This window comes from Asanoa ferruginea (assembly GCF_003387075.1).
Classification (GTDB): Bacteria; Actinomycetota; Actinomycetes; order Mycobacteriales; family Micromonosporaceae; genus Asanoa; species Asanoa ferruginea.
This window is the reverse complement of record NZ_QUMQ01000001.1, coordinates 7,210,683-7,231,291: the sequence shown is the minus strand read 5'-3', so window position 1 is coordinate 7,231,291 and position 20,609 is coordinate 7,210,683. Positions and strand designations below refer to the sequence as shown.

The following is a 20,609-nucleotide window of genomic DNA, read 5'->3' as shown; positions in this document are numbered from 1 at the left end:
TCAGGGCCGCGCCGCGAGTTCGAGCACGTCGTCGAGGGCCAGGCTGGCACCGCGGGCGGTCAGCCGGCCATAGGGCTCATCGCCGAGCCGGCTTCGCAGGTGGTCGGCGATCTCGGCATGGGCCGGCTGGTCGATGCTCCACACATCAGAACCGAGCGTCCCGCGTACGCCCAGCGCGGCGCCGAACAGCGTCGCGGCCCGGTCGGTGTCGCCGGTCTCCTCGGCCACCGCCGCCAGCCCGTCCAGCGCCCGCGGGATCGTCTCCCGGCTGCCGAACGTGACGGCCCGGTCCAGCGCCTGGTCGAGTTCGCGCGCGGCCGCCGCGGCGTCACCGAGCCGCAGGTGTGCCCAGCCGAGCGCGATGAGGCCGTTGCTGGCCAGGACGTCGTCTTCGAGCCGCGCGGCGAGCCGGCCGCCCTCCTCGAGCGGCGCGATCGCGTCGCGCTCGTGGCGCATCGTGACCCGGGCCGACCCGAGCGCGCACAGCGCGAACATCAGCCACCACGGCTCGTCGAGCCGGCGGAACGTGTCGACGGCGCCGAGGAGCTGCCGCTCGCTGCGGCCGGGGTCGGCCGTGACGCCCATCAGCGCCAGCGCGACCACCGCCGTCGCCGCGGCGCGTTCGTCGCCGCGCTCGACGAACCGGTCGTAGGCCGGCGGCAGCACGTCGGCCGCCCGGTCGTAGTTGGCCCGCAGGAACGCCATCATCCCGAGGACCAGCCGGGCGTTCGCGCGGTTGTCGTCCGAGAGGGCCGGTCCAGCCACGACCCGGGCCATCGCCTCCTCGAAGTCGCTGGCCAGCCCCTGGGTGAAGAGCACGGGCCAGATCGCCAGCCCCATCCGTACCGCTGAATCGATGTCGTCTTCGTCAATGAACCACCGCACCGCCGCGCGCAGGTTGTCGTGGTCGGCGACGCACTCCTGCACGAGCGGCCGGACCTTGGGGCTGCCCGCGACGGCGGCGCCGATGTCGAGGGTGAGCTGCCGGAAATAGACGGCATGCTGCTCCCGCAACCGCCTGGCCTCGCCGGCGTCTTCCAGCCGCCCGGTCGCGAAATCCCGCACGATCTCGAGCATCGCGAACCGGGGCTCGCCGTGCACCGAATGGTCCGGCCGGAGCAACGCTTTGTCCACAAGGGACGCAAGACCGTCGAAGACCGGTGCGCCGCAGATCGTCTCGGCGGCCTCCAGCCGGAAGCTGCCCGCGAATACGCCGAGTCGCGCGAACAGGACGCGGTCGGGCTCGTCGAGCAGGTCGTAGCTCCACGCGATCGTCGAGTGCAGCGTCCGCTGCCGCGAGGGCAGGTCGCGTGCGCCGGGGGAGAGCAGGTCGAGACTGCTGTCCAGCCGATGCATCAGGTCGTCGAGCTCGAGCATCCGGGTACGCGGTGCGGCCAGCTCGATGGCCAAAGGCAGACCGTCGAGGCGGCGGCAGATCTTCGAGATCGTGCGCACCTGCGCGGCATCCAGACGCAGGTGTACGCCGGCCGCCGCGGCCCGATCGGCGAAAAGCTGGACCGCGTCGGAGTGCTGCGAGTCGTCGGTGCTGTCGGACCACTCGGGCACGCCGAGCGGCGGCACCTCGAACACGTTCTCCCCACTGAGGTGCAACGGCTCCCGGCTGGTCACCAGCACGGTCAGGCGGGAGGTGCGGGCGACCAGGTCGGCGACCATCGGCGCCACGTCGATGACATGCTCGAAACTGTCTAGCAGCAGCAGAATCCGGTGCGCGTCAACGGATCCGGCGATCGCGTCGCCCAGCGACACGCCCGGCGTCTCGGGCACACCGAGCGCGGCGGCGATCGCGGGCGGCACCTGCTCCGGCGCCGAGAGCTGGTCGAGGTCGACGGTCGCGATGGACTCGAACGTGGGCGCGACCGTTGCCACGAGCTCCACCGCCAGGCGGGTCTTCCCGATGCCGCCGGGACCCACCAGTGTCACCAGCCGGGTCTGCGGGTCGGTCGCCAACGCCCGCAACGTCTCCAGCTCGTGCCGCCGCCCGATGAACCTGTTGGTCGAGGTCAACCGGTGCAGGTCGTCGTGCTTCGGCGCGTCTTCTTTCGTTTCAGCGGCGGGATTGAAGCGCTCGCTGAGCAACAGCGCCAGGTCGCCGCCGATCAGCGCGACCAGCTCGTCGGGATGCGCGAACGTGCGGTAGGAGACCCCGTTGCGGGCCACCCGCTCCAGCATCTCGGCCAGCCGGGGCTCGCGGTCGGGTGCCGGGAGTTGCACGTACACCAGTTGCGGTTTGCCGCCCGCGGCCAGAAACTCGTCTTCGAGCCCGGACACGTCGCGGCCCGGCTCGATCGTGCCGTAGCTCTCGCCGTAGATCGCCACGAACACGTCGCTCTGGTTGAGGTAGGCCAGATAGAGGTCGCGCGGGGGGTAGGGCCGGGCGCCCAGCTCGAACATCACCGGCGTCAGGTGCAGCTGCTCGATGGCCCGCCGGGCGGCGACACGCGCGTCTGCCAGCTCGTTCATCGTGGAGCTGACGAAGACGCGTAGCCGCTGATCGGGTGTCCTGATCTCGGGCATGAACACTCACCTTCCGGCAATCGAAGCCTAACGCGGTGGACCCTCGGGTCGCGGCCGTTCGCGCCTGGCTGAGGCGTCGCGCACCAGCGTCAGCACGATGACGAGCAGCCCGAGCAGTGCCACGACCGCGTTGGCCGTCGTGAGGAACACCGCCTGCCCGACAGTGGCGTGGTCCAGGTGGGTCAGGTGAAAGAAGAAGTGCGGAACAGCGAACACGGAGTACGCCGCCGCGGCGGGAATGGTGAACACGGCGCGCGGTGACACGAGGGCGATGCCCAGCACGACCGCGAGGCCGAGCGTGGCGCCGCCGAAGTCGCGTGCGTAGTGCTCGCTGAACGGGGGAGTGAGCGTGACGGTCGGGAAGTGGTTGTAGAAGCTCTCGGGAAAGGCCTGGTTCCAGAACCCGACGAGCAGCTCGTCGAGGAACAGGATGGCCAAGGCGATCCGGATCAACACCGTCATAGTGGTCCTGTCTACCTCAAACCCCGCAAAATATCGGGTCGCTCCGACGAGCTGCGGCTGGCTGTATCGCGTACCGACAACTTTGCCTGTCTTGACAAATCTTCTTGTCGGTTAGACCCTTGAGACACACACACGACTGAGCAAGGGATCTTCAATGCGCACTCTGATCAGCACTGCCTTCATCTCGCTCGACGGTGTCGTCGAGTCCCCGGGCGGCGAAGCGGGCTACCGGAACGCCGGATGGACCTTCAAGGACGTCGACTTCCTCCTCGACGCCTACGAGATCAAGGGTCGGGAGCAGCTCGAATCCACCGCGATCCTGATGGGCCGGATCAGCTACGAGGTCTTCAGCCCGGTCTGGCCGCACATGGAGGAGTTCACCCACTACAACGCGCTGCCGAAGTACGTCGTCTCCACCACCCTCGCCGAGGAAGACCTGGTCACGAACTGGGGCGAGACCACGATCCTGCGCTCACTCGACGAGGTCGCGGCTCTCAAGCAGACCGAGGGCGGGCCGATCATCGTCCACGGCAGCGCCTCCTTGAACCACAGCCTCTCGGACGCCGGCCTGATCGACCGCTACCACCTGCTCGTCTTCCCGTTGCTGCTCGGCGCCGGAAAGCGACTGTTCAGCACGACGGACAAGGACACCCAGAAACTGAAGCTCATCGAGCACGACGTGTACGCCAACGGCCTGCAAAAGCAGGTCTTCGAGGCGATCCACTGATGTCGGCCCCCTGCGGGCGCGGGATGCCCGCGCCCGCAGCGCCGTGCCTATCCCCGGCAAGGGTTTTGGCTAGCATCGCGGTCTGATCCGCCGTTCTGGAAGGAGAGGTCATGACCCGAGAGGCGATCTCGAGCGAGGGCGCGCCCGCCGCGCTCGGCCCATACAGCCAGGCGATCATCGCCGGCGGATTCGTCTTCTGTTCCGGCATGGCCGGGATCGACCCCGCCACCGGGGCGATCCCGGAGGGAATCGAAGCCCAGACCGAGCAGGCACTGCTCAACCTCGCCGCGGTCCTGGCCGCCGCCGGCGCGTCGATGGCCGACCTGGTCAAGACGACGATCTTCTACGCCGACGTGAACGACTTCGAGAAGCTCAATGCGGTCTACGCACGGCACATGCCCGACCCGCCACCGGCCCGCTCCGCACCCGCCAACGTCCGACTCCCGCGTGGCCTGCTCGTCTCGATCGAGGCAGTGGCGGTCCTGCCACCGCAAGATGGGGACCCTTTCGAGGGCGGGAACCAGAGTGGCGTCATCATCGAGGCATGACGGCATACTGGATCAACACGTTCACCGCCATCCATGACGAGGCCCGGCTTGCCCGCTACGTCGAGCTGGCCGGCCCGGCGATGCGGGCGGCGGGCGGAGTGTTCCTGGCCCGCGGCAACCCGGTGCATGTGCTCGAAGGCGCCGCCGCTCTGCGAACCACCATCATCCGCTTCGAAAGCGCCGACGCCGCTGTTGCGGCGTATCACAGCCCCGCATACCAGGAGGCGCTCGCGGCACTTGGGGATGGCGCCGAACGCGACATCCGCATCCTGAACGCTGTTGAGGACTGACAGCCGTTGGATGAGGGGCTAGATGCCTTCAAGGTCGGGGATAAATGACGCCTGGTCGCCTGGTCTGGGTGGGTCCGTCGAGACCGAGCCGTCAGCGCCAACGATGGCTGGACGGTGGCGGTAGGTCAGCTCGGGCGGCGGCACGACAGCGGGCAGGTCGGCGCGCGGCCGGATCTGTTCGCTGGCGCGAACGAGACCAGGGGTGACCAGGTCCGCATACGGGCGGCCATACCAGCTCAGCCACATGGGTACGGGTGGCAGGCCCTGCCACGTCTGTCCATTGAGGATGTGCTCGGCCGAGTGCGTGAGCGATTCCTTGGTGGGCCAGCTGCGGTTGCGGGACACGAGATGTCCCGGCTCCTCCTGTGCCGCGGCGAAGAACGCGCCGAACGTGCGGGCGGCGGTCGCGAACAGGTCGACCAGGGCCTCCCGCCACCGGTCGTCGGCGCGGACGAGGCCGCCGTCGAAACTTAGTTCGATCCGGCCGACGGTGGGCCGTTCGTCACCGGCCGCCGGGTTCGGTGGGTTCGCTGAACCGCCGAAGCACGGCCGGCTCGCTCGCCAGAACAGATAATCGTCCGCCGCGCCGCGGACCGCTTCAGTGAACGGTTGCGGTTCGGCTCGATCGAACCGGTGCGGTGGCGGTTCCCAGTGCCCGTAGCGGGTGGGAAGTGCCTCCGGGCAGCGGCGGGCGAGCAGGTCCACTATCTGCCCGGCGGCATCGGCCCAGCGGGATGGAGGGACAAACCAGTCCATCCTCACCATCGAGGTGGAACGCTCGACGGCCGGCACCGCCATCTTGCGTCGCCCGCGGGGCCAGATCAGGCCGTCCCGCCGTGGGTCCATCGCCGCACCGTCGGTCTGCTCGGCGATGTGCCGGGCCAGCGTACGCAGCAGGGTAATTGTGGCTTTTGTCGCGCCGGCGGTGGTCGAGAGCTGCACCATCCATCGAGGGGCGAGGCAGGCGGCGGCGAGCATCTCGTCGAAGTCGTCGGCCTCAGCCGGGTCCGGGCCCCAGACCTCGATGAACTCCCCGGATGATGGGCTACCCAGCACCAGGTGGTCCGGCTCTTTGGCCAGGGCCAACGACCGCTCGCCGGCCCACGCCTCCACCAGGTCGGTTCGCATCGCGCGATGGGCGGCGATCGTGACGTCGTAACTCACCGGCCCAGGCTAGTGCGGTTGGCCTGCGACTAGGGTGGTGGCGTGGCGCAGGCCGACGAAGCGGTGCGCCGGCTGCTGACGCAGGCCCCGCTCGCCGGGCCCGACGAGCTGCCGGCGCTGGTGGCCGGGATCGCGCCGTTGATCGACGCTCGCGACATCACCATCTTCCTGGCCGACTACGCGCAGGTGAGCCTGGTGCCCCTGACCGAGCCGGGCCGATCGGCCGAAGCCGCGTCGATCGACTCCACCCTCGCCGGCCGTGCGTTCACCACGCTCGAGGCCCAGCGCGGGCCGGGCCGGCTCTGGGTGCCGCTGCTCGACGGCTGTGAACGGCTCGGTGTGGTCCAGTTCGAAAGCGATGCCGAGCTGGAGGAGACCACGGCCCACGAGGTGACCGCGTGCGTGGCCCAACTGCTGAAGAACCGCCGGGCCTACGGTGACACCGTCGAGCGGCTGCGCCGCCGAGAGCCGATGCAGGTGGCGGCCGAGATCGTCTGGGGCCTGCTGCCGCCGCTGACGTTCGCCGCGAGCGACGTGGTGGCCACCGCCGTGCTCGAACCCTGCTACGACGTCGGCGGCGACGTGTTCGACTACGCGCTCAACGGCGACGTGCTCAGCGTCGCCCTCTTCGACACCTGCGGCCACGGCATCAAGGCCAGCGCGCTCGCGTCGCTGGCCGTAGGCGCCTACCGCAACGCCCGCCGAACGGGTCTGGATCTGGCCGCGACGGCCGTCAGTCTCGACCGGTGGTTCAGCTCCGAGCATCGCGGGCTGTTCGCCACCGCCATAATGATCGAGCTCGACCGGCGTGACGGCACGCTGCGCACCATCAACGCCGGCCATCCCGGCGCCCAACTCGTGCGGGACGGTAAGGCGATCAAGGAACTACCCGGCCCGACCGCGCTGCCGCTGGGTCTCGGGTACTTCTCCGCCGAACCGCCGCGGGTCCACGAAGAGATGCTGCATCCGGGCGACCGCGTGCTGCTCTACACCGATGGCGTCACCGACGCCGTCAACCTGGCCGGCGAGCGGTTCGGCCTGGAGCGCCTGCTCGATCTCGTGCAGCGGGCCCTCAACGACGAGCTGCCGGCGCCGGAGACCATGCGGCGACTGGTGCAGTCGGTGCTCGACCACCACGGCGAGGGCCTCCAGGACGACGCGACCGCCGTGCTGATCGAATGGCGTCCAGCCCGCGATCCCTGGGCTAATGGGCGTGCCCGGTCAGTTGGCGTCGAGCCGACCGTATGAGACCAGGGTGCGCAGGCTTTCCAGGGTGACGATCCCGCGCCATTCGAGGAGCGCGGCCTCGCCCGGCGGTTCCCACGCCACCGGCCAGCCGCCGTCGGGCTGCTGGTCGCGCTCCAGGCGGTCGAGGTGGGCCTGGATGACCTCTTCGGCGAACAGGCTGCGCCACGGGCTGTCGGCATCGGCGGCCACGGTCAGCGGGCTCAGGCCGTACGCCGGATCGTCGGGATCGAGCTTGAACCACGACGCGCTGGTCAGCGCGTCGCGGACCTTGGCCACCGCGGCGCGGGCGCGCTCCTGCTCCGGGGTGTGCGCGAGAAAGCCGAGCACCTCGGCCAGGGCGTGCGCGTCGGTCGGCAGGTCGGCGGTGTCGATCTGCTCCCAGCACCAGGCCGCGGCCGGCTCGATCCACGGGTGGTCGACGCGGAGTTCGTAGAGCCGGCCGACGATGCCCGCGGTCGGGTTGAGGCCCGGCTCGTAGGTCCACTCCGACCAGTGCTCTGCCCGGGGATAGTCCTCGATGACCGGGAAGGCCAGCGGCACGGCGACGCCGACCTTCGCCAGGTAGTCGCACGCGGCGTGGACCAGCGGCAGGTCGACGGTCCTGGCGGCGGCCATCGCGGCGAGCGCGCACTCGACGTCGATGGGCAGGCTGGCCGGGCAGCGTTTGTCGGGCTCGAGCCCGTGCCCGAAGCCACCGTCGTCGTTGGCGTAGCCGCGCACCGCGTCGACCACACCCTGGCCCGGGGCGCCCTCGAAGCAGGTGGCGAACAGGCGCCGCTCGACCAACCGGCCCGTACGCCGGATGAAGTCACGTCCATCCAGGAATCGCGCAGTCATGCCGGCGAGGTTAGTCGCCGGGTTTTCGCGGCGGCTTGAACGAATCGGACCTAGGTCGTCAGCACGATCTTTCCGCGCAGCCCGCCCGCCTCGACGAGCCGGTGAGCCTCCGCGGCTTCGCGCAGTGGCATCGTGGCCGCGACCCGGGTTCTTAGGGTTCCCGCCGCGGCCTGCCCGACCAGGTCGGCCAGCACTTCGCGCTCGAGGTGGATGAGCTGGAGCTGCTGGTTGATGTCGCGGCTGGGGTCGATCGGTGCCGTCGGCCGGGTGGTCACGACGATGCCGCCGTCCTTGACGGCTGCGGCTGCGGGGTCGCCGAGCGGGATCGCGTCGATGGCCACCGCCACCGGCCCGATCGAGGCCAGTTCAGTTTCGCGGGTGATCACCTCGGCCGCGCCGAGACCGCCGACCCACGCCTGGTCGTCGTGGGTGGCGACGGCGAGGACGCGGTGGCCGCGTTGCGCGGCGAGCTGGGCGGCGAACCCGCCGACGCCGCCGCTGGCGCCGGTGACCAGCACCGTCGAGGCGTCGGCGAGGGACAGCAGCGCCAGCGCCTGGTGTGCGGTGACGGCGTTGAGTGGCAGCGTGGCCGCGGCGGCGTGGTCGAGACCGTCGGGCAGCGGCACAAGCCATTCGGCGTCCATCGCGACGAGCTCGGCGTAGGCGCCGGGGGTGCCCCGGGTCAGGTACCACGGGATCATGCCGACGACGCGGTCGCCGACCCGCAGGTCGCTGACGTCGTCGCCGACGGCGGCCACCTCGCCGGCGACGTCCCAGCCGGGCAGGAAGGGCGGCGGCACCGGACCGCCGGGAATCATCCCGACCCGAGCGGCGATGTCGGCCGGCTGCACACACGCCGCCCGCACCCGCACCACGACCTGCCCCGGACCCGCCACCGGATCGGGCAACTCGGCCACTCGCAGACCCTCGGGCCCGCCCAACTCAGCGACGATCACGCCATACACGCGTCCAGTATGGGGTCGGGATCGACAGTTGCGAAAGCCGGCTACTCGACTCACGGGCTCGACTTAGGAAGCTCCAAGGCTAGGGAGTACTGCGCAGCGAGCCACATCGTCATGCGTAGCCGAGAAACCGGATCGAGTCGGAAACCTAGACTGCGGACGGCATAACGGACGCTCGTGGCGATGTACTCGCGTAGCGGAACCTCACCGAAGCACTCCTTCATCGATTCTAAAACCAACGCACACTGCCGTGCCCAACCATTTGCCGGCACCTCGCCCACACCTAAGAAAACCGCCCGATACAATGCCTTTTCGTCGATAAACCGTTGCTCCATGATGTCGATGACGTTGGCTTGATCGGTCGGGGACGGGTTTACGTCAATGTCGGGCGGGCAGGCGTCACGTATTAACGTAGCGTCGGCAAGTCGAATAGACGACTCCAAGCAAACTACATCGATGCAACGGGGTCCGGGGCCGGAGTTTCGAAAGTCGATAAGTGAACTGCGATGATAGGTCCGCCCATCTGCAGAGCCATCGGTTTCCAGTACGCGAGAGCATTCGAGGAGGACATTTCCTCCGTGCATGTCTCCATGAACCAAACAGGCAGGCGCTTGGTAAAGGAGCCGACCCCAACCCAGAATGGATACATCCGGCAATGCGAGGTTGCCACCGGACGGTGTCCCAAGGTAAGCACTTACCCCACGGGGAAGGTCATACCTTTGGACTTTCGGCCATGTGGTCCAGGCCTTCTCTATCTCCTGAAGCTGCCTCTCGGCCTCGCGGCATGAGCGTTGCAAGTCGGTCTTAAAGGTCGCCGAGAAATAGGAGCCTATGTCCATAGGTGCACAGGGAGTTCCATACCAATCCTTCCTGGCAAATAGTGACCTGAGTGCCTCCGACGACGTTGTTTCGTCACCAGAGGCCAGATCTTCGACCAGAACTTCGTCGAGCGCGACGAGATCATGGTTGTAGGTGCCACCTGCAAAGCTGTAGACGAGACCGCCGAGAGCATCGGCAGCTGTCACTGCTAACAGCTCAACACGATGACTGAGTTCCACGCCATACCGCACGTATTCATGGAATCGCGCAGCTTCGTCAAATATGTCATACTTTGGTCCGACCTTGAGCACCGTTCGATGGCCAGAGCCGGCGGCAGGTATGTTCGCAAACGCGACCCGCACGTCGGCGTTCACCACTACAGCCGCGCTTAGTCCGCGACGCTCCATCGGAGTTAACTCGATGATCACTTCGGACTCGCGGCGGCGCGAGCCCGGGATATCTACGAATAGAGCTCGTAGGAGCCGGTCAACCTCGGTTGCGATTTCGTCCTTGGATTTGCGAAGGTTGACCTTGCCGTCAAGCCCCTTGTATCGATATCGCTGCCTAGCGATTTCGCTGGCGAGTTCAGTCAGGCCGTGAGCGCTAGCCCGCCGTCGCACAAACTTCTGGATCAGCTCCCCAACTCGGATTGATAGCGTGGCGCCCAGATTGTCCGTCTTATCCAAGAAGCCGCCCAAGCGCCAGGCTGACGCTGATCCTGTCAGCTTTAGCAGCTTAAGAGCGTCTTCTTTGAGTTGATATCTAGTCATGAGGATGACGCGGGTTGACAGATCCGCCGCGTCGATACGGCGGTACACCTCTAATCCGATATGAAGGTCGTCCTTGCCATATACGTCTAACAGCGCTAAATCATACAAACGTTCGCTGAGCAACAGGCTGGCCTTATCGGCATCGGGAGCGTAATCGATTGTGACTGAGTTGCCAAAACTAGCCAAGCTTTGGCGCACCACCTGGTGAAATTCGTCTTCGTCGTCCAGGACCAAGATGCGGTACGACTCAACCGTCGTTGGCTGTGTCACGGAGGACCTCCACAGGGACAATAACGGTCGTACGCAGCCCGCGACCGCCTTGGATTGGGACGGCATGAATGTGCGCACCGACGCGCCGAGCGTTGAGGCCCGCGATATAGGTGCCTAGCCGAATCTCTCCGTTCAGAGTTTCTGTCGGATAGCGATAGAGCGTTGTGCAGAAATCGGTTTCTAGTATTCGCTCGGTGAGGTTTTCGATCACGATCACCGCGCGTCTTGCTCCCCCAAGTCGCACAACGTCGAAGCGCACCCTAGGTACGCGCTCACCATTGAAGTCACGCCCGTCGGGCGAGGAATGGTAGCTGACATTGCGAAAGACACTGTTCAGCACCGTTGAGACAGCTCGGGACGCCCGCGGCGATAGTTTGATATGGAATAGCGTCTCAGTCGGGCATTCTGTGGATGCCGCCAACTCGGCGTTTCGAAGGTTGTCACCTACAATCTGCCACAGACTCTTTGCCGGGAGCGTGGCAGGCATGTCCGGTTCTCGAAGATCTTGAATTAGGGTTCGCAGCGACTCCGCTTTGTCGATCAAGGCCTGTCTTAGATCCTGCGACGATACGCTCTCTAGGCCTTTCTGAAGGGCCGACAGAACCCCGCTGTACTCGTGTCGCTTTCCCAGTGCGTGCGCGGTGCGATCGAGCAGGCCACTCTCAATCTCCGCTCTAGCGTCGGCCAGTGTCCGGCCGACTGCGCCCGAGAGCGCCATGATGAGAGGAAGAAAGGGGGCGTAGTTGTCAACGAAAGGGCTCTCAAGATTGAGAGTGCCTGCCAGGACTCCTTCGATTCTGACGGGAACGCACAGCGTTGATACTGTGCCTGGTCTGACCTCGGGAAAGTGGGAGTTTCCACGGATATTCGGGGCGTATTCTTCATGGCCGTCGCGCATCACGTCCCAATGGAGTCCAGGGTCTCCTTCTCGTTCCCTCTCATATGGATCCTCGAGACGCTCAGCTGGATGGGCGGCGACCCTGGCCAACGCCAGACCATGCGGCCGGGTGGTCTCCGCGTCCGGCAACGCAATTCTAAGGGTAACAGAATGGCTGTGCGTGCTGTCAGCAAGCTGCTTTAGTGGTTGGGCAAAGCGAGCAGTGGCTTGGATGATGTCCTTCGGCCATCCAACTCCAATGCTGGACTCGATCTTCTTTCCGGAGGTTTGGAGCCGCCTCGGCGATCCGCTCCTCAGAACGGAGATCGCGTTGGCAATCTCGCGAGTCGCAATATTCGTTCGGAATAGCGCGAGGCGCAATGCAACATTCCGGACGAGTGCGCGTTCGTAGGCACTATACCCGCGCGGTTCACCTGCCGGATGAAAAAGAACTATCGCGCCAACAGCGGGTGCCAAGGTATCAGCGAGCGGCCCAGAGATTGGAGTAACGAGTTCGGTCCCGCCGTCAGCCTCCACTGCTGGAGTCAGCGCCTCCGCCGCTCGGCTGCTGCTGATTCTTTGGTACGCTCGATGACGTTCGACGGACCACCCGAGAGTCGTCTTCTCGCCAAGAGCGATTGATCCAGGAAATGCGAAACCAACGCCGGCCTGCGACGCTACCCTCTGAAACGTCGGCGGGCTACTCGACGTTGAACTAAAATAGACGGCGCCGCCAACGCTTCCGGTGATCTCAATTGCCAGCGAAAGAGCCTTCTGGGAGACCGCCTCAAGTGACATTTTCTTGTGCTTGGCGGAGGAGAATGAAAGGCGTTGCATCACCTGCTGCATGACGACCGCGTCTCGGCGGGCGTTGGCCTCTGCGGTGCATTTGAGCATGACGCCGATGTCTGCCAATTCGCGGCTCGCCGTGGCCGCTTCGATTAAATTGCCGGGTTGAAGGAGTAGCAAAGATCGGGCTTCCCCTGCCCATGGTTCGACGCCGGACTTTCCGGTATGACTTCTCACTATCCCTGACCACGTTGTGGCAGAAACCGTTTCTCTCACGTTCTCGGGGAGGTATGCCCTGCCGTCGCCTTGGCTATGCGAGATGCTTAGGATACTTGTAGCGGCGGCGGTTGCCACGTCGTCCGGCAAGCGCGCCTCTCCGTCTTTGATCGCAAGTTCACCGAGGCTCACAAGAAAATTGTTGACTGTGCGATTGACGTCTCGATACTCCGCAGCACGGAGCCATTCGGAGAGTGCTCGAACAATTTCCGGTGGACTTCCGACGGCCCACGTGAGCGATCGCATGACAAACTCATGATCGACCGCAATGTGGATGATTATCTGCGCATCGATTGTTTTTCGAGCGCGTTCGAGCTGGAACTCAATTTCGGTTACCGGGCAGTATTCGCCCCGGAGTATGTAGTCGCCGCGGTGCCATGACTGTGCCGGGATCTTGGCATCTAGCTCCACTAGTGCTGGTCACCTCGCAAAATCGATACATAGTATGTCTCGTGTCGCCATGCCTCCGTTGATTGCGCGTGCGATGCGTTTACCCAGTTCGTACCATAGCCCCAGACCGATGGATAGCCCCCGAAGGCTTCGATCCGGGTATATCAACAGCTGTATCTGCCCCTGAGGCTGGGCTACTGAGCTGATCATCGTCGCTGGCCTCCCGGCGGCACGCCCCCCGCCTAGGGCGCTAGGGGTTGTCGATCACTAGCGAGCTATCTATCGGGGGAAGACGAAGGCTAAGCTGTCGAACCGCGCGTGTTCTAGCGTTCTCGATCATGTCTGGACGGAGATGTAATGTTCGCTGAGATTAAAGAAGTAGTGCAGTGGTCGTCGGTTCCGCTCTTGTGGTTGTCTGGTAAGGCTAACCGGAAGCGCCTCTCTGGCGCTCGCATCGAGATCATTGCGATGATTATGTGTTCTCGCCCCACGCCTAGCCTGCTCATGGTCCAGTCTGTATATGACGATTGCTGGATGCCTGCGCAAGAGGGTGTGAATTATCGGGAATCGTTCCTTGCGGCCGTCGCAAGGGGCCTTTCCGAAGAGTGTGACGTCTCTATCTTCGACCGCGAGGGCCAGTTGAAGTCCAACTACTACCTGCGCGACATCGAGTATGTTGACACCCTTTGGCTTCCATATGAGCGTTGGGGTGAGAGGGCCGTTGTGGGTGGTTCTGAGGACAATTTCTTTTCTCAGATACAAATGCGAAAGAAGGCATACTGGGCGGCGTTTATAATTGTTGATCAGATGAAGGCGGTGCAGGGTAGGCCTAACCTTCGGGAGGTCAACAGAGTCGAGTGGAAGACGTTTGATAACGCGGCAACCCTTATTCGGGGGAACCGTTCGGATAAGGCTGAGTTGTTGTTTCGGTGCCTTCAGAAGGGCATGCAGCACCTGGTCGGGTCCCGTCGAGCCGATGAGTGGCTTCCAGAACTAGCCGACTAGCAGAGCCACCTGGCATCGCAAAAGAGGCGAACAGTGAGATGTGGCGGGAGACCGTTCCCGCTGCCATGCTGGTTGGATGTGCAGGAACATCCGGGTGTTGAGCAACTTCGAGCCGCCCGCCACCGAAGACGAGATCGAGGCCGCCGCGCTGCAATACGTGCGCAAGGTCAGCGGCACGACGAAGCCGTCGGCCGCCAACCAGGAGGCGTTCGACGAGGCCGTGCGCGTGGTGGCGGAGGCCACGCGGGCGTTGCTCGGGGAACTGGTGATCAAGGCGCCACCGCGCGACCGGGAGACCGAGGCCGCCAAGGCCAGGGCCCGCGCCGCCGAGCGCTACGGGCCCCGGGCCGCCGCTACCGCGTGATGGAAGCGCCGTGGTAGAAGAGGTCGCCGAGGCCGATGGTGAAGGCGAGCACCCCGTAGAGGCTGTGTTCCACCGAGGCCACCAGCAGTGACCGGGTGCGCTGGAAGCGCCGGGCGAAGAGCCAGCCGCCGGCCAGCGTGAGCAGCACCGACCAGAAGCTGCCGAGGATGATGTGCGCGAACCCGAACGCGACCGCGCTCGCGGCGGCGGCCGCCCATCCGGTGCCGAACACCGGCGCGTAGCGGTGCAGCAGGAAGGCGCGGAACAGCAGTTCCTGCGGATAGACCGACAGCAGCGGATAGAAGATCACCACGGCCAGCCAGATCCACGGCGACTCGCGCGGCAGGTCGAACAGGTGGTCGGGCCGGATGACCGCGACGGCGCCGATGCCGACCACGGCCGCGGCCGCCCAGGTCAGCAGGACCGGGCGCAGCGCGGGCCGCAGGGCCTCCCGCCGCCAGAGGTCGCGGCGGTCGAAGTCCGGCTGCCGGCGAAGCCACCAGAGCGCGAGCCCGCCGAACACCAGCAGGACCGGTATCGGGCTGCCCGGGCTGCCGAGCAGGGCGTAGCCGCCGACGGCGACGAAGAAGAGCGCGCCGAACTCGACGCCGCGGGCGAGGGGAGGGTGCCGCACACGCCGGAGGCTACCGGCCGGGTTCCACCGCCTGCGTGGTAGGACTGATGGGGTGATCTACGAGTCGCACCACGTGAGTGTCGCCATCGCCCGATCGCCCGCCGAGGTCTACGCGTTCGCCGCCAACCCGGCCAATCTGCCGCGCTGGGCCGCGGGGTTGACAGGGTCGATCGCGAACGTCGACGGCCGGTGGCTCGCGGAGACGCCGGACGGCCCGGTCGAGGTGGCGTTCACACCGCCCAACGAGGTCGGGGTGCTCGACCACGACGTGACGTTCCCGTCGGGCCAGAGGTTCTACAACCCGATGCGGGTGTTCGCGAACGCCGACGGAAGCGAAGTGGTCTTCACCGTCTACCGCCGCGAGGGAACGAGCCGCGAGGCCTTCGAGGCCGACGCGGTCGCGGTGCTCACCGACCTGCGGGTGCTCAAGTCACTTTTGGAATGATGCCCGTTATGGCAACCGTCTTCTCCATGATCATCGCCGGCGAGCTGCCCGGCCGGTTCGTGCATCAGGACGACGAGGTGGTCGCCTTCCTGAGCATCGCGCCGCTCACGCCCGGCCACACGCTCGTCGTGCCGCGCGCCGAGGTCGACGACTGGACGACTCTCGACCCGGCGCTGTGGTCACACCTGACGGGGGTAGCGGCGCGGATCGGAGTGGCGGTCCGGACCGCGTTCGACGCGCCCCGGGCCGGCCTGGTGATCGCCGGCTTCGAGGTGCCACATGCCCACGTGCACGTCTTCCCCGCGCGCGGGCTGGCCGACTTCGACTTCGCCAACGCGCGACCGGACACGCCGGCGGCTGAACTCGACGACGCACACCGACGCCTCCTCGCGGCCCTCGACTAGACCATGTGGCAGGCGCTGATCGCCATCGCGGCCGGCGTGCTGCTGGTCTGGCTCGCCCTCGTGGCGGCGCTGCTGATCGGCCGGCCGGGTGGTGCGCAACTCCGCGAAGCGGTCCGCATCCTGCCCGACCTGGTCCGCCTGTTGGGCCGGCTGGCGAAAGACCGGACCCTGCCACGTGGCGTACGGGTCCGGCTCGCGCTGCTGCTCGCCTACCTGGCGCTGCCGATCGACCTGATCCCCGACTTCATCCCGGTCCTCGGCTACGCCGACGATGCGATCCTGGTCGTCATCGTGCTGCGCGGCACCATCCGCCGCGCCGGCCTACCGGCCGTCCAACGGCACTGGCCCGGCACGGACGCCGGCTTCGCCGCCCTTCAACGCCTGACCGGTGCCCCAGGTGTCGGCGCCTGACCGTAGGCCGGCGTCGTCGACTGCGGGCCTTACGCTGCTTGATCGGCTGCGCTCATCCCTCCACCGTGGTCTCACGGGGCGGTGTGAGCAGGGCGCGTAGGCGTTCGGTCGTGGCTTCGGCGGCCTTGATCGAATATGAGCCGATTCCGGTGATGGGTAGCGGGGCGGTGCCGTCGCGGAAGTGCAGGACGGGTGCGTGGATGGTGATGCCGGCCCGGGCGTCGACGGCGGCGCATTCGACCGATTCGACCTGTGACCAGGGTATGAACCGCTGCCTGCTGTCGATCTGACTGCGGATGCGGATGCCGTTGTCGTCGATGCGGATTCCGAGACCCAAGGCGCGCCAGATTCCCCACAGCGATGCGGGGACGATCGTGACACCGAGGATGATGCCGAACCAGTCTCGCTTCGCGATCACGTCCGCGTTGAAGTAGGTCGTTCCGATCAGCAGGAACACGGCAAAGCAGATGACCAGTATGGCGATCTGGATCCGTGGACGAATGGTGATCGGCGACATGCCCCGCATGCTAGCTCCGATGATCATCCTTCTGCTGACCGTGACCCGGTCTAGTAAGGGACAACCCCCAAGCCACATCGGGATCTTCCCGCATAGTCGTGTCGCGTGTGGAAGGGCTAACTTCCTAACGCGTCGGGCCATTGGCGCCCGGAAGACGGGGATCCGGAAGGGGATCACATGAGTGCGTTGACACGCGTACTGAGCGGCGCACTGGTGTTGACCCTGGCGTCCTCTGTCTACCTGGGCACGGCGCAGGCGTCCGCCGGGCCCGCCCACCACACCACGGTCCAGCAGCTACTGGACCGGTTGACCGGCGAAGACGGAGCGCCCGGAGCACTCGTGGAAGTGCGTGATCGCACCGGCGTCAGCAAGCTGACCAGCGGAGTCGCGGACCTGCACACAGGCGCGCCGATGACCGACGACGTCAACTTCCGCATCGGCAGCATGACGAAACCGTTTGTCGCGACGGTCGTGCTGCAGCTCGTCGGCGAGCATCGCATCGCGCTGGATGCCCCACTCGAGCGCTATCTGCCCGGCCTCGTCCGCGGGAACGGCAACGACGGCCGGCGCATCACCGTGCGGAACCTGCTCCAGCACACCAGCGGCCTGCCCGACTACCTGACCTACCTGACGCCGCAGGAGATTCTGTCCGATCCCTACGCCCATCACGACCAGAACGAACTGCTCGGAATCGCGCTCGCGCATCCGCGGCTGTTCAAGCCGGGCGCGAAAGGCAGATGGAGTTACTCCAACACCAACTACCTGCTGGCGGGAATGCTGATCGAGAAGGTGACCGGCCACAGCTACGGCACGGAGATCAGGCGCCGCATCGTCGTGCCCCTCCAACTCGGCGACACCGAGGTGCCCGGAGACGCGGTAGCCATCCCAGAGCCGCACCCGCGCGGCTACGCACGCCCCGCACCCGGCGCCGAACCGATCGACGTGACCGAGTTCAACCCGTCCGTCGCCGCCGGATCAGGCGACATGATCTCCAGTGCCTCCGACATGTCGCGCTTCCTCGACGCGCTCCTGCACGGGCGACTGCTACGCCCGGCGCAACTCGCCGAAATGACACACACCAAGAGCACCGGACTCGAGGACCACAGCGCGTACGGGCTGGGCCTGTTCACATGGTCGCTGCCGTGCGGCGGCGTCTACTGGGGCCACCCGGGCGACATCCTGGGCTTCCAGACGATGACCGGCGCCACCACAGACGGCCGGCAGGCCACGGTCATGGTGAACCTCGACCCGGGTGGCACGGAGGAACAGGACGCCGACCTGCGGGCCGCGGTCGCGACCGCCTTGTGTGTCAGTTGAGCACGTCGTAGGTCAGGTGAGTCGCATGTGGAGAGACGATCACGTCGACCTGGCGTAGCCGTGGGGTCGGCTGGTCCGCGGGGGAGAACAGCGGCGTGCCGCCGCCGACCAGACACGGCGACAGGTGGATCCGGAGTTCGTCGGCCAGGCCGAGCAGCACGCTCTGGCGCACGACCTCCGCCCCGCCCATCACCACCACGGTCTTGTCGCCCGCCTCCGTTCTCGCGCGGTGGACCGCCTCCGCGATGTCGGTCGCGAAGCTGAACCTCGGGCCGAGCCGCCACGAAGACGGCGGGGAGTGGGTCACGACCAGCACCGGCGGCCCGCCCGTCGCCTGGTCGGTGCCCGCGCCGTAGCCGAGCTCGTCGGTCCAGCCGTGTGGCCCGTCGACGAAGTCGAACAGCCGGCGGCCCATCACCACGGCGCCGGTCTGGTCGAGGCCTCGGCACAGGATTTCGGAGTCGATCGGGTGGCCGGCGAAGACCCAGCTATGGATCACCTCGCCGCCGATGCCGAGGCCGTGCTCGTTGTCGGCGCCGGGGGCGGCCACATAACCATCGAGTGAAATGGAGATGTCTGCGACAACCTTGCCCATATCTCCTCAGCCTACGCCGACCTCCGACGGCTGGGGAGCGCGCTGGGCGGGGATCGCCCGGCGCGGCTGGCGGCGGCGCAGCAGGCGCATCGCGGGCAGTTCGACATATCGGTGCAGGGGGAACGCGACCGCGTAGGAAAGCACCAGGAAGGCCAGGGCCAGCGGGACCGCCTGCCAGGCCGGGTAGTCGTGTGACCGGCCCAGGATGATCATGCCGGTGGTGAGGATCGTGAGATGCACGAGGAAGAAGGCGTACGAGGCGTCGCCCAGCCGGATCAGCACCGGGTGTCGCCACACCGACCGTGCGCCAGCAAGGTCGGCGGTGGCCGCGGCGGGGATCAGCAGTGCGGTCGTGGCCAGCACGGCTGACGTGTCGCGTACCTGATGCGGCAGCAGGTTGACGATCAGGTAGTTGGCGGCGAACAGCGCCGACGCGACCGGCAGGCCGGGGCCACGCCAGGCGCCGGAGCGGACCAGCAGCGCCAGCACGATGCCGAGCGCGAACTCGATCGCCCGGGTCGCCGGCAGGATGTAGACGAACCAGCGCTGGTAGGCCGGGTCGACGAACGCGTGCGCGAACGCCGGCATCAGCAGCCCGAGCGCGACCAGGGCCACGGCCGAGATCGCCAGTGCCCGGCCGGCCAGGCGGCGCAGCAGCAGGTAGAGCAGCGGGAACGCGGCGTAGAAGGCGATCTCGCAGGAAAGCGACCAGGCTACCGGGTTGATGCCGAGATAGGTGACATCGTCCGGAAACCAGGCTTGTACGAGGAACAGGCTCGTGCTCAGGTTGTGCCCGTTGACCTGGTTGACCCGGTTGCCCACCGGGTCGACGAGGTCGCCGATGTATTTCGACGCCACCGCGAGACCCAGCGCGACCACGTAGGCCGGGTAGATCCGCAGCACCCGACCCGCCCAGAACCGGCCCAGCCCGCGACCGGGTGCGGGGCCGGGGCCGCGCGCCGCCCAGGTGAGCACGAAACCGGAGAGCACGAAGAAGAACGAGACGCCGAGGTCGCCGGGGTCGAGCAGCAGGTGCCCGAGCTGGTGGGCGGCTCCGCCGACCGGGATGAACGAGTAGGCGTGCACGCCGAACACGAGGAGCGCGGCGGCGAAGCGCAGACCGGTGAGGGAGGGCAGCCGGGGGGCGGACGCCCTGGGGGAGTCGGGCATAGAAAAGCGACCCTAGCCGGGGGTTCCGGCTATCGCATGCCCACGCGCCCGGTTTGTGGAAAACGGCTCACGAACGTGGCCGGCGCCGTCGCAGCAGCACCAGCACCAGGATGGCCAACACGACGACGGCACCCGCGCCGGCCGCGGCGAGCCCGACCGGCGACATCCCACCCTCGTCGATGGCGGCAACCGGGACTGTGACGGCCGTGGGGCTGGCCGCAGCGGAGACCGGCGAGGGCGACGCGGCCGACGGCGACGGGGATGGAGACGGGGCCGGCGGCGCGTACTTGTTGGTGAACGTGTAACTGCCCGAGATCTTGTGCCCGTCGCCGGACACCGTCTGCCAGGCGACCGTGATGACACCGACCCCGAGCGGCGACACCGGCTGGGTGATCGTCTTGTCGAGCGCCTTCGCACCGTCGACCTGGTAGGCGCTGCCGTCGGCGCCGGTCACGACGACCTTCGTGCCGGCCTGCTTGATCAGCCCGCTGAAGGTCAGCGTCACCGTCTCGAGCGGCTTCGTCACGGTCGCCTTCGCGGCCGGCACCGCCTTGGACAGCTTGGTGTGTGCGGACGCGGGCGTGGCCGGTGCGACGACCACGACCAGCCCGACCAGCAGTGCGGCCATGGCGGCGGCATAACGGCGCATCGATCCTCCCGGGTGTTCCGGACACGCTAACCGCTGGCGGCAACCGGTGTGCGGACCGACGACTGTCAGAAGATTGCGGGAACTTTCCCGGCCCGCGCGGCGACAGGTGTGACATCCGCGAGCCCGGCGGCGCT

General features: G+C 66.7%; 22 protein-coding genes. 10 read left to right on the top strand and 12 right to left on the bottom strand.

The genetic code is table 11. From position 1 onward, the window contains the following. Window positions 1-2,535 carry a DUF4062 domain-containing protein gene (locus DFJ67_RS33825; RefSeq protein ID WP_147315698.1) on the bottom strand — a complete coding sequence of 845 codons (2,535 nt, stop codon included), beginning with the start codon at window positions 2,533-2,535 and terminating at the stop codon, window positions 1-3. 27 nt (window positions 2,536-2,562) lie between these two features. Continuing rightward, window positions 2,563-2,997, bottom strand: a complete 435-nt coding sequence (locus DFJ67_RS33820) for a hypothetical protein (RefSeq protein WP_116072525.1) — start codon at window positions 2,995-2,997, stop codon at window positions 2,563-2,565. A 154-nt stretch (window positions 2,998-3,151) separates the two neighbouring features. On the opposite strand from DFJ67_RS33820, the gene DFJ67_RS33815 reads away from it, so the two are divergent. The 3 genes from DFJ67_RS33815 (at window position 3,152) to DFJ67_RS33805 (ending at window position 4,562) form a co-directional block, all read left to right on the top strand. Further along, the gene (locus DFJ67_RS33815) at window positions 3,152-3,724 is read left to right on the top strand and encodes a dihydrofolate reductase family protein (RefSeq protein ID WP_116072523.1); all 573 of its coding nucleotides are present in this window, start codon (window positions 3,152-3,154) and stop codon (window positions 3,722-3,724) included. A gap of 110 nt (window positions 3,725-3,834) precedes the next feature. Further along, window positions 3,835-4,272 (top strand): Rid family detoxifying hydrolase, encoded by a 438-nt coding sequence (locus tag DFJ67_RS33810; protein ID WP_116072521.1) that lies wholly within the window; start codon window positions 3,835-3,837, stop codon window positions 4,270-4,272. Next, window positions 4,269-4,562, top strand: a complete 294-nt coding sequence (locus DFJ67_RS33805) for a DUF1330 domain-containing protein (protein ID WP_116072519.1) — start codon at window positions 4,269-4,271, stop codon at window positions 4,560-4,562. The genes DFJ67_RS33810 and DFJ67_RS33805 overlap by 4 nt, the downstream gene beginning before the upstream one ends. 18 nt (window positions 4,563-4,580) lie before the next feature. Here DFJ67_RS33805 and DFJ67_RS33800 read toward each other — a convergent pair whose 3' ends face one another. Next, entirely contained in the window at window positions 4,581-5,726 is a 1,146-nt protein-coding gene (locus DFJ67_RS33800; RefSeq protein WP_116072517.1) for a hypothetical protein, read from the bottom strand. A gap of 42 nt (window positions 5,727-5,768) precedes the next feature. Between DFJ67_RS33800 and DFJ67_RS33795 the strand changes: the two genes are divergently transcribed. Continuing rightward, window positions 5,769-6,974 carry a PP2C family protein-serine/threonine phosphatase gene (locus DFJ67_RS33795; RefSeq protein ID WP_116072515.1) on the top strand — a complete coding sequence of 402 codons (1,206 nt, stop codon included), beginning with the start codon at window positions 5,769-5,771 and terminating at the stop codon, window positions 6,972-6,974. On the opposite strand, the gene DFJ67_RS33790 is transcribed toward DFJ67_RS33795, so the two are convergent. From DFJ67_RS33790 to DFJ67_RS42395, 4 genes are read right to left on the bottom strand one after another with little or no spacing between them, the layout of a single operon-like run. After that, window positions 6,948-7,811 carry a hypothetical protein gene (locus DFJ67_RS33790; RefSeq protein ID WP_116072513.1) on the bottom strand — a complete coding sequence of 288 codons (864 nt, stop codon included), beginning with the start codon at window positions 7,809-7,811 and terminating at the stop codon, window positions 6,948-6,950. The two genes, DFJ67_RS33795 and DFJ67_RS33790, sit on opposite strands and share 27 nt — an antisense overlap. A gap of 50 nt (window positions 7,812-7,861) precedes the next feature. Beyond that, entirely contained in the window at window positions 7,862-8,776 is a 915-nt protein-coding gene (locus DFJ67_RS33785) for an NADP-dependent oxidoreductase (protein WP_116072511.1), read from the bottom strand. 50 nt (window positions 8,777-8,826) lie between these two features. Further along, window positions 8,827-10,632, bottom strand: a complete 1,806-nt coding sequence (locus tag DFJ67_RS33780; RefSeq protein WP_170216097.1) for a response regulator — start codon at window positions 10,630-10,632, stop codon at window positions 8,827-8,829. After that, the gene (locus DFJ67_RS42395) at window positions 10,610-12,985 is read right to left on the bottom strand and encodes a GAF domain-containing protein (protein WP_147315697.1); all 2,376 of its coding nucleotides are present in this window, start codon (window positions 12,983-12,985) and stop codon (window positions 10,610-10,612) included. The genes DFJ67_RS33780 and DFJ67_RS42395 overlap by 23 nt, the downstream gene beginning before the upstream one ends. A 513-nt stretch (window positions 12,986-13,498) precedes the next feature. Between DFJ67_RS42395 and DFJ67_RS33775 the strand changes: the two genes are divergently transcribed. Continuing rightward, the gene (locus tag DFJ67_RS33775) at window positions 13,499-13,969 is read left to right on the top strand and encodes a hypothetical protein (protein WP_147315696.1); all 471 of its coding nucleotides are present in this window, start codon (window positions 13,499-13,501) and stop codon (window positions 13,967-13,969) included. Between the two features lie 76 nt (window positions 13,970-14,045). After that, complete coding sequence (locus DFJ67_RS33770) at window positions 14,046-14,333, top strand: DUF2277 domain-containing protein (RefSeq protein ID WP_116072505.1); 288 nt, start codon at window positions 14,046-14,048, stop codon at window positions 14,331-14,333. Here the strand turns inward: DFJ67_RS33770 and DFJ67_RS33765 are convergent. After that, window positions 14,323-14,967: a CPBP family glutamic-type intramembrane protease gene (locus DFJ67_RS33765; protein ID WP_203783390.1), complete on the bottom strand. Its 645-nt coding sequence runs from the start codon at window positions 14,965-14,967 to the stop codon at window positions 14,323-14,325. The genes DFJ67_RS33770 and DFJ67_RS33765 overlap by 11 nt on opposite strands. Window positions 14,968-15,019: 52 nt before the next feature. On the opposite strand from DFJ67_RS33765, the gene DFJ67_RS33760 reads away from it, so the two are divergent. Genes DFJ67_RS33760 through DFJ67_RS33750 form a run of 3 tightly spaced genes read left to right on the top strand, consistent with a single transcriptional unit; the run spans window position 15,020 to window position 16,227 of the window. Beyond that, on the top strand, window positions 15,020-15,412 hold the full coding sequence (locus tag DFJ67_RS33760; protein ID WP_116072503.1) for an SRPBCC family protein: 393 nt from the start codon (window positions 15,020-15,022) through the stop codon (window positions 15,410-15,412). An 8-nt stretch (window positions 15,413-15,420) separates the two neighbouring features. Next, a complete protein-coding gene (locus DFJ67_RS33755; protein ID WP_116072501.1) occupies window positions 15,421-15,816 on the top strand; it encodes an HIT family protein in 396 nt (131 codons plus the stop codon). A 3-nt stretch (window positions 15,817-15,819) separates the two neighbouring features. Beyond that, window positions 15,820-16,227, top strand: coding sequence for a YkvA family protein (locus DFJ67_RS33750; protein WP_116072499.1), 408 nt, complete (start codon window positions 15,820-15,822; stop codon window positions 16,225-16,227). Between the two features lie 52 nt (window positions 16,228-16,279). Here DFJ67_RS33750 and DFJ67_RS33745 read toward each other — a convergent pair whose 3' ends face one another. Beyond that, on the bottom strand, window positions 16,280-16,744 hold the full coding sequence (locus DFJ67_RS33745) for a YdbT family protein (protein WP_116072497.1): 465 nt from the start codon (window positions 16,742-16,744) through the stop codon (window positions 16,280-16,282). A gap of 177 nt (window positions 16,745-16,921) precedes the next feature. Here DFJ67_RS33745 and DFJ67_RS33740 point away from each other — a divergent pair, with 177 nt between their 5' ends. Continuing rightward, entirely contained in the window at window positions 16,922-18,061 is a 1,140-nt protein-coding gene (locus DFJ67_RS33740) for a serine hydrolase domain-containing protein (protein WP_116072495.1), read from the top strand. Here the strand turns inward: DFJ67_RS33740 and DFJ67_RS33735 are convergent. The 3 genes from DFJ67_RS33735 to DFJ67_RS33725 form a co-directional block, all read right to left on the bottom strand. Then, on the bottom strand, window positions 18,054-18,656 hold the full coding sequence (locus DFJ67_RS33735) for a dihydrofolate reductase family protein (protein WP_116072493.1): 603 nt from the start codon (window positions 18,654-18,656) through the stop codon (window positions 18,054-18,056). The two genes, DFJ67_RS33740 and DFJ67_RS33735, sit on opposite strands and share 8 nt — an antisense overlap. Window positions 18,657-18,662: 6 nt before the next feature. Further along, on the bottom strand, window positions 18,663-19,826 hold the full coding sequence (locus tag DFJ67_RS33730; RefSeq protein WP_116072491.1) for an acyltransferase family protein: 1,164 nt from the start codon (window positions 19,824-19,826) through the stop codon (window positions 18,663-18,665). A gap of 67 nt (window positions 19,827-19,893) precedes the next feature. Continuing rightward, complete coding sequence (locus DFJ67_RS33725; protein ID WP_116072489.1) at window positions 19,894-20,475, bottom strand: copper resistance CopC family protein; 582 nt, start codon at window positions 20,473-20,475, stop codon at window positions 19,894-19,896. Between the last annotated feature and the right edge of the window lie 134 nt (window positions 20,476-20,609).

What these genes read in the sequence shown, in the direction of transcription:
- DFJ67_RS33825 (WP_147315698.1), bottom strand. Translation starts at nt 2,535, where the DNA reads ATGCCCGAGATCAGGACACCCGATCAGCGGCTACGCGTCTTCGTCAGC.
- DFJ67_RS33820 (WP_116072525.1), bottom strand. Translation starts at nt 2,997, where the DNA reads ATGACGGTGTTGATCCGGATCGCCTTGGCCATCCTGTTCCTCGACGAG.
- DFJ67_RS33815 (WP_116072523.1), top strand. Translation starts at nt 3,152, where the DNA reads ATGCGCACTCTGATCAGCACTGCCTTCATCTCGCTCGACGGTGTCGTC.
- DFJ67_RS33810 (WP_116072521.1), top strand. Translation starts at nt 3,835, where the DNA reads ATGACCCGAGAGGCGATCTCGAGCGAGGGCGCGCCCGCCGCGCTCGGC.
- DFJ67_RS33805 (WP_116072519.1), top strand. Translation starts at nt 4,269, where the DNA reads ATGACGGCATACTGGATCAACACGTTCACCGCCATCCATGACGAGGCC.
- DFJ67_RS33790 (WP_116072513.1), bottom strand. Translation starts at nt 7,811, where the DNA reads ATGACTGCGCGATTCCTGGATGGACGTGACTTCATCCGGCGTACGGGC.
- DFJ67_RS33775 (WP_147315696.1), top strand. Translation starts at nt 13,499, where the DNA reads ATGCCTGCGCAAGAGGGTGTGAATTATCGGGAATCGTTCCTTGCGGCC.
- DFJ67_RS33770 (WP_116072505.1), top strand. Translation starts at nt 14,046, where the DNA reads ATGTGCAGGAACATCCGGGTGTTGAGCAACTTCGAGCCGCCCGCCACC.
- DFJ67_RS33755 (WP_116072501.1), top strand. Translation starts at nt 15,421, where the DNA reads ATGGCAACCGTCTTCTCCATGATCATCGCCGGCGAGCTGCCCGGCCGG.
- DFJ67_RS33750 (WP_116072499.1), top strand. Translation starts at nt 15,820, where the DNA reads ATGTGGCAGGCGCTGATCGCCATCGCGGCCGGCGTGCTGCTGGTCTGG.
- DFJ67_RS33745 (WP_116072497.1), bottom strand. Translation starts at nt 16,744, where the DNA reads ATGTCGCCGATCACCATTCGTCCACGGATCCAGATCGCCATACTGGTC.
- DFJ67_RS33740 (WP_116072495.1), top strand. Translation starts at nt 16,922, where the DNA reads ATGAGTGCGTTGACACGCGTACTGAGCGGCGCACTGGTGTTGACCCTG.
- DFJ67_RS33735 (WP_116072493.1), bottom strand. Translation starts at nt 18,656, where the DNA reads ATGGGCAAGGTTGTCGCAGACATCTCCATTTCACTCGATGGTTATGTG.
- DFJ67_RS33730 (WP_116072491.1), bottom strand. Translation starts at nt 19,826, where the DNA reads ATGCCCGACTCCCCCAGGGCGTCCGCCCCCCGGCTGCCCTCCCTCACC.
- DFJ67_RS33725 (WP_116072489.1), bottom strand. Translation starts at nt 20,475, where the DNA reads ATGCGCCGTTATGCCGCCGCCATGGCCGCACTGCTGGTCGGGCTGGTC.